This window comes from Microbacterium sp. LWH13-1.2, assembly GCF_038397735.1.
GTDB lineage: Bacteria > Actinomycetota > Actinomycetes > Actinomycetales > Microbacteriaceae > Microbacterium.
This window is the reverse complement of record NZ_CP151635.1, coordinates 565,386-580,664: the sequence shown is the minus strand read 5'-3', so window position 1 is coordinate 580,664 and position 15,279 is coordinate 565,386. Positions and strand designations below refer to the sequence as shown.

Annotated in this window: 11 protein-coding genes; 5 read left to right on the top strand and 6 right to left on the bottom strand. The window is 68.4% G+C overall.

Going from position 1 to position 15,279, the window contains the following annotated elements; genetic code table 11:
• Window positions 1–10 precede the first annotated feature (10 nt).
• From nagB to MRBLWH13_RS02570, 5 genes are all read right to left on the bottom strand, one after another.
• Window positions 11–790, bottom strand: a complete 780-nt coding sequence (gene nagB / locus MRBLWH13_RS02590) for a glucosamine-6-phosphate deaminase (protein WP_341956761.1) — start codon at window positions 788–790, stop codon at window positions 11–13.
• The gene (locus MRBLWH13_RS02585; protein WP_341956760.1) at window positions 783–1,748 is read right to left on the bottom strand and encodes an ROK family protein; all 966 of its coding nucleotides are present in this window, start codon (window positions 1,746–1,748) and stop codon (window positions 783–785) included. Before MRBLWH13_RS02585 ends, nagB begins: the two co-directional genes overlap by 8 nt.
• A gap of 40 nt (window positions 1,749–1,788) precedes the next feature.
• On the bottom strand, window positions 1,789–2,976 hold the full coding sequence (locus MRBLWH13_RS02580) for an ROK family transcriptional regulator (RefSeq protein WP_341956759.1): 1,188 nt from the start codon (window positions 2,974–2,976) through the stop codon (window positions 1,789–1,791).
• Between the two features lie 79 nt (window positions 2,977–3,055).
• A complete protein-coding gene (locus MRBLWH13_RS02575) occupies window positions 3,056–6,310 on the bottom strand; it encodes a family 20 glycosylhydrolase (protein ID WP_341956758.1) in 3,255 nt (1,084 codons plus the stop codon).
• Window positions 6,301–7,518 (bottom strand): alanine racemase, encoded by a 1,218-nt coding sequence (locus MRBLWH13_RS02570; RefSeq protein WP_341956757.1) that lies wholly within the window; start codon window positions 7,516–7,518, stop codon window positions 6,301–6,303. The genes MRBLWH13_RS02575 and MRBLWH13_RS02570 overlap by 10 nt, the downstream gene beginning before the upstream one ends.
• Window positions 7,519–7,543: 25 nt before the next feature.
• On the opposite strand from MRBLWH13_RS02570, the gene MRBLWH13_RS02565 reads away from it, so the two are divergent.
• Window positions 7,544–7,954: a RidA family protein gene (locus MRBLWH13_RS02565; protein ID WP_056508469.1), complete on the top strand. Its 411-nt coding sequence runs from the start codon at window positions 7,544–7,546 to the stop codon at window positions 7,952–7,954.
• A 93-nt stretch (window positions 7,955–8,047) separates the two neighbouring features.
• A complete protein-coding gene (locus MRBLWH13_RS02560) occupies window positions 8,048–9,574 on the top strand; it encodes a L,D-transpeptidase family protein (RefSeq protein WP_341956756.1) in 1,527 nt (508 codons plus the stop codon).
• A gap of 178 nt (window positions 9,575–9,752) precedes the next feature.
• On the opposite strand, the gene MRBLWH13_RS02555 is transcribed toward MRBLWH13_RS02560, so the two are convergent.
• Entirely contained in the window at window positions 9,753–11,972 is a 2,220-nt protein-coding gene (locus tag MRBLWH13_RS02555; protein ID WP_341958375.1) for an NADP-dependent isocitrate dehydrogenase, read from the bottom strand.
• 177 nt (window positions 11,973–12,149) lie between these two features.
• Here MRBLWH13_RS02555 and MRBLWH13_RS02550 point away from each other — a divergent pair, with 177 nt between their 5' ends.
• From MRBLWH13_RS02550 to MRBLWH13_RS02540, 3 genes are all read left to right on the top strand, one after another.
• Complete coding sequence (locus MRBLWH13_RS02550; protein WP_341956755.1) at window positions 12,150–12,608, top strand: GNAT family N-acetyltransferase; 459 nt, start codon at window positions 12,150–12,152, stop codon at window positions 12,606–12,608.
• 211 nt (window positions 12,609–12,819) lie between these two features.
• Window positions 12,820–13,833, top strand: coding sequence for a LacI family DNA-binding transcriptional regulator (locus tag MRBLWH13_RS02545; RefSeq protein ID WP_341956754.1), 1,014 nt, complete (start codon window positions 12,820–12,822; stop codon window positions 13,831–13,833).
• Between the two features lie 124 nt (window positions 13,834–13,957).
• Complete coding sequence (locus MRBLWH13_RS02540; RefSeq protein WP_341956753.1) at window positions 13,958–15,265, top strand: extracellular solute-binding protein; 1,308 nt, start codon at window positions 13,958–13,960, stop codon at window positions 15,263–15,265.
• Window positions 15,266–15,279: the final 14 nt, after the last annotated feature.

Below are 15,279 nucleotides of genomic sequence, written 5' to 3'. Positions count from 1 at the left end.
GGCCGAGACCTCAGATGCCCTGCCAGGCGGGCTTGTTCGCATAGGTGTAGCGGTAGTAGTCGGCGAGCTTCAGACGCGATGCCGCAGCCTCGTCGACCACGACCGTCGCGTGCGGGTGCAGCTGGATCGCGGAGCCGGGGAGGATGGCCGAGAGCGGCCCCTCGACGGCATCCGCGACGGCCTGCGCCTTGCCCTCGCCGAAGGCGAGCAGCACGAGATGACGAGCGCGCAGGATCGTGCCGAGCCCCTGCGTGATGCAGTGCATCGGCACGTCGTCGATCGAATCGAAGAAGCGTGCGTTGTCCTCCCGGGTCTGCTCGGTCAGGGTCTTCACGCGTGTGCGCGATGCGAACGACGAGCCCGGCTCATTGAAGCCGATGTGTCCGTCGGTGCCGATGCCGAGGATCTGCAGGTCGACGCCCCCGGCCGCGTCGATGGCGGTCTCGTAGTCTTCGCCTGCGTGCTGGATGGTGGCCTGAGCGCCGTTCGGCACGTGGATGCGCCGGGGGTCGAGTCCGAGCGGCTCGACGACCTCGCGGGTGATCACCGAACGGTAGCTCTCGGGGTGCGCCGGGTCGAGGCCGACGTACTCGTCGAGTGCGAAGCCGCGGACCTGCGACACGTCGCGACCCGCGAGGCTGGCGCGCAGCGCCTGGTACACGGGAAGCGGGGTCGAGCCTGTCGCGAGTCCGAGCACGGCATCCGGGCGACCGTCGATCAGCTCGACGATCTCGGCGGCGACCAGTGCGCCTGCCGCTTCGGCGTTCTCGACTATGACGACTTCAGCCATGGGAAACGGTCTCCTTGGTGGGGGTGGATGATCCGACGAGGGCGGCACCGAGGGCCGCTGCGGGAGAACCCGCCGGGAGCAGCTCGATCCGCTCGTCGAGGTGCAGCGAACGCATGAACGCCGAAGCCTCGGCGCCCGCCTGGAGGGCAGTGCGCACGCCCGCGTACAGGCGATCGCCGAGGGAGGTGAGGCCTCCGCCGATGATCACGCGTTCGACATCGGCCGAGAGCACGAGCGCGCGCACCGCGGCCGCCGCGCCGTGGAAGAGATCGGCGCGGAGATCCGTGGCGAGTTCGTCTCCGGCGTCCGCGGCGTCCAGGATGTCGCGCACCGGCAGCGCGCCGGGGCGATCCCACGCGCGTGCCAGTGCACCTCCGCCGCAGAACGTCTCGATGCACCCGCGCTGGCCGCAGCCGCACAGGCGTCCGCGCGGATCGACCGAGAGATGGCCGACCTCGCCGGCCGTCCCTCGTGCTCCGCGCCAGATGCTGCCGTCGACGACGATCCCTGCGGCCACTCCCGTGCCGAGGTTGAGGTAGGCCATGGATCCTTCGATGCCGCGGAGCACGGCGGCGCCGAGTGCTGCCGCTTTCACGTCGTTCTCGACCCGGACCGGGATGCCGAGCCGGCGACCTGCGAGCCCTGCGAGGTCGAGCGATTCGACCCCGAGGTTCACCGCGTGCAGCACACGCCCCGTGTCGGCGTCGACGAGTCCGGGGATGCCGACGCCCACCGATTCGACGGAGGACCGTGCGAAGCCGCCCTCCGCGGCCAGCGCCTCCACGGCGTCGACGACACTGACGACGACCGCATCCTCGCCCCATCCCGTCGGACGGCGGAGGCGCGCGAGGATCTCCCCCTCGGGCGACACCGCCACCGCGTCGATCTTGGTTCCGCCGACATCCAGGCCCACTCGAATCCGCCGACCGGAGAGGTCGGCGGCGAATGCATCCGTCATCGGATGTCGCTCCTGCTCGTCTTCGAGTCCCCCACGCGCATCACGAGACGCCCAGCTGACTGGACAGCACCATCACGGCAGCGCCTCGCAGGACGATGTCGTCCTGCTGCGTGCGACGGATGAGAGCGTCTTCGAAGACACCCTCGAGCGTGCGGGCGTGGAGGGTCTCGACGGCGGCATCGATCAGCACACCGTCGAGCAGGTCTCCTGGCCCCGAGAGCACGACCTCCGAGAGGTCGAGAGCCGCGACGATCGGGGCGATCGCGATGCCCATGCGGGTGCCGGCGTCGCGGAGGATCTCGTCGCGTGATCCGGGTGCGGCCTCGATGGCCGGGCGCAGGCGTGTCTCGCTGAGCCACGCTTCGAGGCAGCCGTCCTTGCCGCAGGCGCAACGCGGGCCGCCGTCGGTGCCGACCACGACATGACCGATCTCACCCGCGGCGAACCGACTGCCGAGGAGCGGCTGGCTGCCCGTGATGACTCCCGCGCCCACTCCTCGACCGATCTTGATGAGCATGAAGTCGGCCTTGGCCTCGCCGAACGTGTACTCGGCGAGGACGGCGGCGTTGGCATCGTTGCGCACGAGCACGGGAAGATCGAGGTCGATCCCGAGCTTGGCCTCGAGCGGGAGGTTGCTCCACCCGAGGTTCGGAGAGCTGAGAACGACGCCGTCGGGGCGGACGACACCCGGCGAGCCGATGCCGACGCCGAGGATCGGCTGCGTCGCGGTCGCCGCCAGGGCACGCGCGAGCTCGAGCGTGGCGGCGTAGGCGGCATCCCCGTCTGCGGTCTCCGGACGAGGAACCTCTCGGCGTTCGAGCACATCGCCGTCGAGGCTGAGCAGCGCGCCTACGAAGGCGTTCGGACCCGACAGATCGAGGCCGATGATCTGGTGCCCCACGCGATCGATGTCGATCAGGATCGGAGGCTTGCCCGGACCCACGGTCTCGCGCACGCCCATCTCGATCACGATGCCGTCGGCGATGAACTCGGCGACGAGGTCGGAGATGGTGACTCTCGTCAGCCCTGTCTCCCGTGAGAGATCCGCTCGGCTCATGGCACCGGAGTGGTAGAGCGTCTGCAGGACGAGCGCGCGATTGTGGCCGCGTGCGTGCTCCGGGAGCACCTTTGAGCGCGAGCGCAGGTGGCGCCCGGGGCCGAAGGCGTGTGCGCTCGCAGCGACGTAGTCTGACGACGTCGCTGGACGAGGATCATCCGATACGGACATGTTTGTTAGTAGACCTTACGAACAAAAATTGCGCAACCCCTGCCTCGCGTAGCACAGGGAGGGTTACGAAAACGTTACATTATGCCGAGAGCGACTCGTCGGCGCTTGTGGAGCGGTCGATCAGACGAGTCACGAGCCCCGCCACGATCTCCTCCCGTGCCTCCCGCGTGAGTGGCTTTCCCGGCACTCCGGGACGCCGTTGCAGGGGCATCGGCCCGTCGAGAGGACGATACCGCACCCCTGCGTCGGCGAGCCGCCGGAGGTGGGCAGGCAGGCGACGGGCGAACCCCTCGAACGGCGGAGGATCGCCGCCGTCCCAGAGCCGCTCCGCGATCGCCGCGAGCCTGGGGAACATCGCGAAGTCGACTCGGTCCCTGGTCGGCAGATGCTCGGTCCAGACATTCGCCTGGCCACCGGACGCGCCATCCTCGATGCGAAGCGTGTACGCACGCTCGATCGGAAGCGGCGGCCCGACGCGGATCGGCTCTTCCGCCGACTCGGACTGGGGGTAGTCGAGGTACACCTCGAGGTCGGGACACGCGATGACCGGGATGCCCCGCCGCAGCGCCGCGCGCATCGCGACCGGACCGCGCCAGGCGAGGATCTCGACGCCGTCGGGAACCTCGCCCTCCAGCACTTCGTCCCACGCCAGGGCCGTGCGGCCACGGGCTCGCACGTGTGCGACGAAGTGCGACGTGAACCACGGTTGAACGTCGTGAGGTGTCGCAAGACCCAGCTCTCGCATCCGCTCCCCCGCAGCCGCGCTCTGCGCCCACTCGGCCACCGGCACCTCGTCCCCGCCGATCCCGATCCACGGCGAGTCGAAGAGGTCGCACAGCGCGTCGATCGCGGCTCGTCCGAACGCGAGAGCCTCCTCCGTCGGCGCGAGGGTCCGAGGATTCACACCGAACCGCTCCCACGGGGCCGTGATCGGTTCCCCCACGTCGGTGTTGCCGAGCTCCGGGTAGGCGGCCAAGCCCGCCTGGATGTGCCCCGGCAGCTCGACCTCCGGCACGATCGTGACGAAGCGCTCGGCGGCGTACGTGACCAGTTCGCGCAGCTCGGCATCCGTGTAATGCCCCTCGTGCACGCCCGGTTCGACGGTGGCGAGCGGGCCGTGGCCCCGTTGCGTCGACTCCCGACGAGCGCCGATCTCGGTGAGCCTCGGAAATCCGGGCACCTCGAAGCGCCAGCCCTGATCATCGGTCAGATGCAGGTGGAGCACGGTGAGGTGGTGGTCGGCGAGCAGGTCGACGAGCCGGCGCACGTCGTCGATCGGGCGGAAGTGCCTGGCGACATCGAGCATCACACCGCGCCAGCCGTAGGCGGGCGCGCCCTGCCACGAGCCTGCGGGGATGCGCGACTGCTCCGCACCGGGTTCGCGCAGCTGCCGCAGCACCGTGACGCCCCGGAAGACGCCGACCGGGCTCGCGCCGCTGACATCGATCCCCGACGCCGAGACCTCCACCCGGAAGGCCTCCTCGCCGATGCGTCCGCTCGCGAACGACTCCCCTGCCAGGGACTCGTCGACGCGGAGTGTGATCGCGGGATCCGATCCGTCGCTCTCCCGGAGGGCGCTCAGGCGGGCAGCGGTCGAGGCGAGCGGCGCCGGCGCGACGACCCGGGTGCGCGCCGTCCAGCGGAACGGCGGTGCGGTCGCGTCGATCTCGAACGACGCGAGCGGAACGGTGGCGCGGTGCGCGGGCGGGATCATGCGCAGAGCACGACCCGGGGTCGATCCCGTGACCGACTCATCGGTGACCACGGGCACTCCCGCGACGAGCACTTCGGCTATCCCGCGCGGGGTGTCGTGCGGCGACTCGAACGTCGCCCCGGCGGCGATGGTCTCCGGGTCGAACAGCACCAGATCCGCGGTCGCCCCTTCGCGGATGATCCCCCGCGGCGCATCGCCCCGGTCGAGCCCCAGACGCGAAGCGGGCGTGCCGGACAGGTGACGGACCGCCTCTTCGAGGGTGAGCACCCCGAGCTCTCGCACGTAGTGGCCGAGGTAGCGCGGGAAGGTGCCTCGACCCCGGGGGTGAGGCCGCGCGCCGATCAGAATCCCGTCGCTGCCGCCGCTGTGGCGCGGGTGACGCATGATGGCGCGGACGTTGTCCTCGTCGCCGATGTGCATCAGGATGCCTGTCGCCCCGGCATCCGCAAGGATCGTGTCGAGCACCACATCCACGGCACGCTTCCCCGACGATGAGGCGATATCGGCGACCGTGCGTCCCACCAGGTCCGACAGCCGTGGATCGGCAGTCCCGGAGATCTGGATGGCATCCCAGTCGGCACGCTCGCCGTGGAACCCGTCGCATCCGATCTCTTCGAGCTCCACCCGCACGCTCTCTCGCCCGGCGTCGTCGAGCGCGGCGATCGTACCCAGCAGATCGCCGCTCTCCGCGAGCCTGCTCGGCAGCAGTGCCGCGAGGGTCGTGGCACCGGGGAGATACGGATAGGTGTCGAGGGTGACGTCCACCCCGTCGTCGACGGCGAGGTCGACGAGGGCCAGCAGCTCTGCCGCACGACCGCGGTTCGGCGCGAAGTTCATCGTCGCGTGCGTGAGGTGGATGGGGCATCCGGTCCGTCGGCCGATGTCCAGTGCCTCACGGTAGGCCTCGAGTGCCGCCCCGCCGTAGCTGCGGGTGTGGGGCGCCCAGTACCCGCCCCGCTCGGCGACGATGCGGCAGAGCGCTTCGAGTTCGGCGGTGTCGGCGTACATCCCCGGCGTGTAGGTCAGCCCGCTCGACATCCCGAAGGCGCCGGCATCCATCGCCGCGCCCAGGATGTCGGACATCTCGGCGATCTCGCCCGAGGTCGCCGCACGGTTCTCGTGTCCGACCACCATCATCCGGAGATTGCCCTGGGGCACGAGTACCGCGGCATTCGCGACGGAGACGGCGTCGATCGCGGCGAGCAGGTCATCCATCGACCGCCACGGGACGTCATCGGGAAGGCCGTTCCAGCCAGCGATCTGCGCGGGGACGACCGCCGCGGTGGCGTCGTCGAGGGGCGCGTAACCCAGGCCGTCCTGCCCGAGGACCTCGGTCGTCACTCCCTGACGGATCTTCGCCTCGTGACTCGCGCCCCGGAGGACCGCCAGTTCGCTGTGCGCGTGCATGTCGATGAAACCGGGTGCGAGCACCAGCCCCGTCGCCGGAATCTCGACAGCGTCGGCGGGGAGTTCGAGCTCTCTTTCATCGCCCTCGCGGAGGACCGCGACGACGCGCGCGCCCTCGACGGCGACATCGGCGACGAAACGGTCGGCTCCCGTCCCGTCGACCACCGTGGCGTTCCGGTACACCCTGACCGGCTTCTCGCCGCTCAGAAGCATGTCGCCACCGCCCCGATGACGCGCGGATCCGCCGCATCCGGATCATCGATGATCGCGACCACTCGCCATTTGTCGAAGGCGGTGCACGGGTGCGAGAGTCCGAGGCGCACCACGTCGCCCTGGGTGACCGACGCGCCGTGCGCAAGGCTCAGGAAGGCGTGCTGGTCGTTGAGCGCCGTGATCTCACCCTCGACGCTCTGCGGCACCGGCAGGTCGAGATCGAACGGCACGTCGCGGCGCCCGGCGTCGAGCAGGGCGAGTCCCTCTTCGGGCTGAGACACGACCCTCGACCAGGCGTGCATGGCCGAGCGGAGCGGGTCAGTCGAGGTCAGCGCGCCGAACGGAGACATCCGCGAGTAGAAACCGTCGTCGTGGATCTGGAACGCCCCCGACCGCAGCACGATGTCGGCGTCGCCGCGGTGCGGAGCCAGGATCGCGGCCGCGCGATCGGGGAACGAGCTTCCGCCGGCGCTGAGCACGGGGCGTATGCCGCTCGGGTAGGTCAGCCGCTCGTGCAGTTGCACGAGGCTCGACAGATACGCGTCGACCGACGTGACTGACGCGTCACTGCGATCCGGACCGAACGGTCCCTCATAGCCCGTGACTCCCGCGAGTCGGAGGCCCGGCGATGCGGTGATCGCCCGTGCTATGCGCTCACCCTCCTCCAGGGTGCGGGCCCCCGTGCGCCCCCCGGCCCCGCCGAGCTCCACGAGGACGTCGAGGGGCCGGGGCGCATCAGCGAGCGCGCCGGCGAGGATCTCGACGGTCACCACGGAGTCCGCCCAGCAGAGGATGCGGAGGTCGTCGTCTGCGGCGAGCAGGTCGCCGAGGTGGAGAGAGGCCGCGGCATCGGTGACGGCGTTCGCGATCAGGACGGTTCTGACCCCGGCGTCGACGGCGACCTCGGCCTGCCACGGCGTCGCGACCGAGATGCCCCACGCCCCCGCATCGAGCAGTCGCTGCCAGAGCGCCGGGGCCATGGTGGTCTTGCCGTGCGGAGCCAGAAGCACGCCCTGCGTCGCCGCCCAGCCGAACACGGTCGACTCGTTGTGCGCGAGTGCCGCCTCATGGACCGTCAGAACGGGTGTCACGAGGTCCGAGAGGCGCAGATCCGCGCCCGGAACCTCCGAGAGGCGCAGGCCCGAGGCGTGCGCGGGAAAACCTTTGGTCCAGGGGCCGAGTACAGGATCCGGGATTTGTAGAGGCATCTAACAAGGCTACTAGGCTGGTCACATGACTGCGAAGATCCGTGTTTCGACCGATGCCGCCCCCGCTCCCGCCCACACGTTCTCCCAGGGCATCCGCAAGGGTCCGATCGTGCAGGTCTCCGGTCAGGGCCCCGTCGACCCCCAGACCAACGAGTACCTCTTCCCCGGCGATGTCGCCGCGCAGACCACTCGCACCCTCGAGAACGTCAAGGCCATCGTCGAGGCCTCCGGTGCCACGTTCGACGACGTCGTGATGCTGCGCGTGTACCTCACCAAGCGCGAGGACTTCTCGATCATGAACGATGCGTACGGCGACTTCGTCACGGCTCACACCACCGGCGGCGTGCCGCTGCCGTCACGGACCACGGTCTTCACCGGGCTCCCCCGCGAAGAGATGCTCGTCGAGATCGACGGACTCGCCGTCGTCACGGACTGAGCGACCCGGGATTCGCACCGACCTGTGGACCGTTGCCTCCCCGTTACCTGCGATCGCGTAGCATATCGCTAAGGACACGTGAGAAACCGGGGGGTGAAGTTCGTGACCGATCTGATCTCAGCGCAGGATGCGAAGACCGAGAAGCTGACCGAGGCGACCGCCTCCGGCGACCGGCCGACCGTTGCAGCGCCTACGCACTCAGCCGGCGATACGCCCACCGACTCGATGCCGCCGAGCGGCGGTGACCCGGAACTCGCCTGGGCACCCATCGAGCCAGCTCCCAAGAAGAAGCGCCTCGGCCTGTGGATCGGCCTCGGGGTCGGCGTCCTGGCTCTCGGGGCAGGCGCTGCGTCGATGATCCTCATCGCACCGGGCACGACCGTCGCCGGAATCCCCGTGGGCTGGCTCACGCCCGGCGCCGCAGCGGACACCATCCAGGCTCACGTCTCCCAGACCGAGATCACGCTCACCGGCGCAGGCGATGACGCCGTGCTCACCGGGGCGGATCTCGGCGCCACCATCGACGCGACCGCTCTCGCCGATCAGGCGTTCGCCGAACGACCGCTCTGGAACGTCAGCATGTGGATGGGCGACCCCGTCCCCGCCGAGATCACGCTCGACCCGGCGAAGGCGGACTCCGCACTCCGTGAGGCGGTCCCGTCGAGCTTCGAAGATCCGCTCGACGCCGGCGTCGTGTTCGACGCGGCGACAGGCGCCTACGTGATCACACCGTCCGCCACCGGCACGGCCGTCGACGTCGACGCGCTCGCTGCCGCCATGGTCGACACCATCGCCGACGGCGGCAGCAGCGTCGAGTTCCCTGGCGACCCTGCCGAGGCCGCACCGGCGGTCACCGATGAAGACGCCACGACCGTCGCGACGTCGCTTAACACGATGCTCGGCACGATCGGCTTCTACATCGGCGAAGAGCGTACGGTCCCGGTCGATGCAGCGACCGCCTCGACGTGGTTCTCGGTCGTCGACGAAGACGGCGAGCTTCGCATCGTCGCCGACGAGACGGCGATCCAGGCCACGATCGCCGGGCTTCCCGCGGCGGTCGACCGCGCTCCCGTCAACGCGACGAACATCGTCGACTCCGCGGGAAAGATCCTCCGCACCGAAGCCGAGGGCATCAACGGACGCGCGCTCGGCGACACGTCGAACCTCGCCTCCGAGGTCGCGTCGAAGCTGGAAGCCGGAGACGGCGTCATCCCGATCACGGTCTCCGAGACCCCGTTCGAGTCCGTCAACCTGGTGCGCAAGATCGATGTCGATCTGAGCTCTCAGACGGCGACTCTCATCGAGAACGGCGCCGTCGTGCGATCGTGGAAGATCTCGTCGGGCAAGAGCGCGACACCCACCGACACCGGAAACTTCAAGGTCTACGCTCACGTGCGGATGCAGACGATGAAGAGCCGCGAACCGGACGGCTCGATCACCGAGACGCCGAACGTCCCGTGGGTCACGTACTTCAACGGCGACGAGGGCTTCCACGGCACCTACTGGCACAACGCCTTCGGATCTCCGCGCAGCCACGGTTGCGTGAACATGCCGATCGACGTCGCCAAGTTCGTGTACGAGTGGTCACCGGTCGGCCTCGAGGTCTCGGTCCACAACTGATCACCGAGCTCCACTGAGCCGGGGCATCGGCTCTTCTCAGTATCGACGCGCGCTCGGCGATTCCTCGACCGCGTGGCCCCGCGGCCCGCGCAGGAATCTTCTCACGCGGGACCGAGTCTCCTCCGAGAGGACGCGAAAAAGGGCCGGATGCTCCCGCATCCGGCCCTTTCTGCTGTCGTCAGCTCAGGGCGTCGACGATGCCGTTCAGCGTCGTGGACGGGCGCATGACGGCTTCGACCAGTGCGTCGTCGGGGCGGTAGTACCCGCCGATCTCGACGGGCTTGCCCTGTACGGCGTTGAGCTCGGAGACGATCGTCTCCTCGTTCTCGGCGAGCGTCGCGGCGATCGGAGTGAACGCCGCTGCGAGGTCGGCATCCTTCGTCTGCTTCGCCAGCTCCTGCGCCCAGTACAGGCCGAGGTAGAAGTGGCTGCCGCGGTTGTCGATCGTTCCGAGCGCGCGACCCGGTGAACGGTCCTCTTCGAGGAAGGTTCCGGTCGCCGCATCCAGCGTCTCCGCGAGGACACGTGCCTTCTCGTTGCCGGTGCGGTCGGCGAAGTGCTCGAGCGACGCCGCGAGAGCGAAGAACTCGCCCAGCGAGTCCCAACGCAGGTAGTTCTCCTCGACGAGCTGCTGCACGTGCTTGGGAGCGGAGCCACCGGCGCCGGTCTCGAACAGGCCGCCACCCGCGAGAAGCGGCACGATCGAGAGCATCTTGGCACTCGTGCCGACCTCGAGGATCGGGAACAGGTCGGTCAGGTAGTCACGCAGCACGTTGCCCGTCACCGAGATGGTGTCGAGACCGTGGCGCATGCGCGCGAGCGTGTAGCGAGTGGCCTCCTCGGGAGCGAGGATCGTGATCGTCAGACCCTTGATGTCGAGCGTGGCGAGCCCCTGGTGCACCTTGGCGATGATCTGCGCGTCGTGCGAACGGTTGGCGTCGAGCCAGAACACGGCGGGGTCGCCGGTCGCACGAGCACGGGAGACGGCCAGCCTCACCCAGTCCATGACAGGGATGTGCTTGGTCTGGGTGGCGCGCCAGATGTCGCCGGCGCCGACCTCGTGCTCGATCAGCACGGTGCCCTCGCTGTCGAGCACCTGGACGGTGCCCGCGGCGGCGATCTCGAACGTCTTGTCGTGGCTGCCGTACTCTTCGGCTGCCTGCGCCATGAGGCCCACGTTCGGGACCGTTCCGATGGTGGCGGGATCGAGCGGGCCGTTCGCGATCACGTCGTCGATGACCGCCTGGTAGACGCTCGCATACGAGGAGTCGGGGATGACCGCGAGTGTGTCGGCCTCGCCGCCGTCCTTGCCCCACAGCTTGCCGCCGTTGCGCACGAGTGCGGGCATCGACGCGTCGACGATCACGTCGCTCGGGACGTGCAGGTTCGTCGTGCCCTTGTCGGAGTTCACATACGACAGGCGCGGCCCCTCGGCGATGGCCTTGTCGAAGGCGGCCGCGATCTCGTCGCCGCCGGCGATGTCGCCGAGGCCCGCGAGGATCGAGCCGAGGCCGTCGTTCGCGTTCAGACCCGCAGCGGCGAGCTTGTCGCCGTACTGCGCGAACACGTCCTTGAAGAAGGCGCGGACGACGTGACCGAAGATGATCGGGTCGCTGACCTTCATCATCGTGGCCTTGAGGTGCACCGAGTACAGGATGTCGTCGTTCTTGGCCGTCTCCAGCGTCTCGGCGAGGAACGCGTCGAGATGCGCGGCAGAGAGGAACGTCGCGTCGATGATCTCGCGCGGCAGGACCTTCAGCCCCTCTTTCAGGACCGTCACGGTGCCGTCAGCGGCAGTGTGACGGAAGCTCAGGACGTCGTCGTGCGCGGCGACCCAGGAGCGCTCGTTGTGCTTGAAGTCGTCGTGACCGAGCGTCGCGACGCGGGTCTTCGATCCCTCCGCGAACGGCTTGTTGCGGTGCGGGTGCTTCTTGGCGTAGTTCTTCACTGCCAGGGGAGCACGGCGGTCGCTGTTGCCCTCACGGAGCACCGGGTTGACCGCGGATCCCTTGATGCGGTCGTAGCGCGCACGGACGTCCTTCTCCTCGAGCGAGGACGGCTCGTCGGGGAAGTCGGGGATGTCGTACCCCTGCGACTGCAGCTCGGCGATCGCACCCTTGAGCTGGGGGATCGAGGCCGAGATGTTCGGGAGCTTGATGATGTTCGCCTCGGGCAGCGTGGCGAGGCCACCGAGTTCGGCGAGCGAATCGCCGACCTGCTGCTCGGGCGTGAGCTTCTGCGGGAACGCGGCGAGGATGCGGCCGCCGAGCGAGATGTCGCGGGTCTCGACCTCGATGCCCGCCTGACCCGTGTAGGCCTTGATGATCGGCAGGAAGGAAGCAGTGGCGAGTGCCGGTGCCTCGTCCGTGTAGGTGTAGATGATGGCGTCGTCGGTCACCAGGAGGTTCTCCGTTCGCGAGGGCATATTTGTCTCGATACCAAGATACCTGAGCACCCCCGGGCGCGTGGGCGCACGACGGTGCCCCGGGGCGCAGCACTCCGTCATTCCGGGTCACAACCGACGAATACTCCCTGTTTCTGCGTGGGATGCCTCGGGAGGGGTTAGCCTGTGTTCATGTCCGAACTGCGCATGGTCGAACTCTCCGCTGCGACGATCGTCGCCGTGAACAACCTGTCGCTCAAGCCCGGACAGGAGCAGTTCCTCGCTCCGGTGTCCTACGGCATCGCGGCGACCGTCATCAATCCGCAGACCTCCTGGCAGCGGGTCGTGCTCGACGGCGACCACGTCGTCGGGTTCGTCAGCGCCAACTTCGATGCGGAGGCTCCCGAGGAGCACTTCCGCTCGGTCCTCTGGCGTATCAACGTAGACGCTGAGGGCCAGGGCAAGGGCGTAGGGCGCTTCGCGGTGGAGAGCCTCCTCGAAGAGGCCCGTGCCCGCGGCTTCGACCACGTCAACGTCATCTATGAGGCCGGCGAAGACGGCCCGGAGGCGTTCTTCCTGCGCGTCGGATTCACGCCGGTCGGCGAGACCGAGTACTCGGAAGTCATCGCCCAGATCCGCATCACGTCGTAGACCGGCGGCGGGGTCTCGAATCCCCTCCCCCATCGAGGCCCCGTCGCCCTGTCCGGTCTCTTCGTGGGAACGCTCCCGCGCCGTCCGTCATCAATTTGTTGCGAGCAACCACAAAAGTCTTGCTTTCGGCGAGCGGGAATGTCTATCATCGCTCCAGAGACGTTAGCGAAACGCTTCGACGATTCACACGACGAGCGACGATGGAGTCCTGATGACGACGATCCACCAGGTGGCCGAGGCCGCCGGCGTATCGATCAGCACGGTCTCCTATGCGCTGAGCGGCAAGCGCCCGGTGTCGGAGAAGACCCGGCGCCGCATCGAAGACGCCGTGCGCACGCTGGGGTACGAGCCGGATGCGGGAGCACGGATGCTCGCAGGGCGCCGCACTCACATCTTCGGCCTGACCGAGCCGCTGCGCGCCGACACGCACGCACCGACGCACATGGCCTTCGTGCTCGCGACCGCCGTCGCTGCTCGTCGCCGCGGCTACGACATCCTCCTGCTCACCGATGAGCAGGCGTCTGAGGGCATGAATCGCGTGGCCGCGAGCAACCTCGTCGACGCCATCCTCGTGCTCGACGTCGCCCCGGACGACGAACGGGCCGATATCGCCCGTTCGGTGCACTCCCCCACGGTCTTCATCGGGATCCCTGACGACGCGCAGGGCCTGACGTGCGTCGACCTCGACTTCGAGGCCGCGGGACACCTCGCCGTGGATCGGCTCGCGGATGCCGGCCACACCGCCGTCACACTGCTCGGGCAGACCGAGGTGTCCTATCGCAAGTCGAACTTCCCCCGTCGCCTCCTGCGTGGAGTGCAGAGCCGCGCGAGCGAGCGAGGCCTCACCCTCGAGTGGGCGACGACCGGACTGACCACGACTGATGCATCGGCCGTGCGCGCCGCCGTCGAGCAGGCGCTCGATCGAGGCGACCGCGCGTTCATCGTCCACGCCGTCGGCGACGTGCATGAAACGCTTCTCGAGACTCTCTCCGCCCGCGGACTGAACGTCGGGGACGACGTCTCGGTGATCTCCGCGGCGGCGTCCTTCGACACCTCGGCTCTCCCGGTGCCGATAGACACCATCCCGCTCGTGCCGCAGCAGTCGTGCGAACTCGCGGTGGATCTCGCCGTCAGACACCTCGAGGAGCCGGGCACGCCCGCGCAGGTGCATCTCATCCCTCCCGAGTATCACCCCGCCGGTTCCGTGACTCGCGCACGCGAGTGACCGCGGACCGAACAGACTTCCGCACCGTCGTCATCGAAACGCTTCGACGACGTCGTCCTCATAACTGAACACCCGACCCACCGATGTGTCCGGCCCCAGGGCCACCGAGAAAGGAGTGCCGACGATGGCACGCAACATCCGCAGGACGAAGACGTTGGCGGCTCTCGCCGCCCTCACCGTGACCGGTATCGCGCTGAGCGGCTGCACCTCAGGATCGGAAGGCGAGGGCGGTGACGGGCAGACCCTCAAGCTCTGGCACTACGAGGGCGCCGACAGCGCGATGGGCAAGGCCTGGGCCGAGGCGATCGCCATCTTCGAGGAGGAGACCGGGGCGACGGTCGAGTTCGAGGAGAAGTCCTTCGAACAGATCCAGAAGACCGCCAGCCAGGTGCTCGACACCGACGCCGCACCCGACCTCATGGAGTTCAACAAGGGCAACGCGACAGCCGGCTTCCTCGCCTCCACCGGACTGATCGCCGACATCTCGGACGCTGTCGACGAGTTCGGCTGGGACGAGAAGCTCGCGCCGTCGCTGCAGACCACGGCGAAGTATTCGGAAGACGGCGTCATGGGCGGCGACACCTGGTTCGGCATCCCGAACTACGGCGAGTTCGTCGGCGTGTACTACAACCAGGACGCATTCGCTGCGGCAGGACTCGAGATCCCGACCACCTACGAGGAGTTCGTCGATGTGCTCGACGCATTCGTCGCGCAGGGCGTCACACCGCTTGCGGAGGCCGGCGCGGAGTATCCCCTCGGCCAGCTCTGGTATCAGCTCGCGCTGCTCGAGGGCGACCGCAGCTTCGTCGATTCGTACCAGCTCTATGACGGAGAGGTCGACTGGCAGGGCCCCGAGATCACCTCGGCGACCGAGACTCTTCAGGAGTACATGGATAAGGGATACATCGCCTCGGACGTCTCGTCGGTGAAGGCCGAAGACGCCGGCGTCTCGTTCATCAACGGCACTTCACCGATCTTCGTGTCGGGTTCGTGGTGGTTCGGTCGCTTCGTCTCGGAGGCCACGGGCTTCGACTGGACGATGGAGGCCTTCCCCGGGGCGGATCTGTCGCTCGGCTCATCCGGCAACCTCTGGGTCGTCCCCGAGAACGCTGCGAACAAGGATCTCGCCTATGAGTTCATCGACATCACGATGCGCCCGGAGATCCAGGCGATCATCGGCAACAACGGCGGCCTTCCCGTCGCCGCAGAGACCGCGGACATCACCGACGAGAAGAGCGCAGCCCTGATCGAGACATTCAACGGCGTGCTCGATGCCGATGGGCTCTCGTTCTACCCGGACTGGCCCGCCCCCGGCTTCTACGACGTGATCGTGCAGGAGCTGCAGGGTCTGATCACCGGGTCGCAGGATGCCGAGACCACGAACAAGAACCTCGGCGAGCAGTACGACGAGGGCACCTCGGAATTCCGTTGATCCACTCGCGGGGG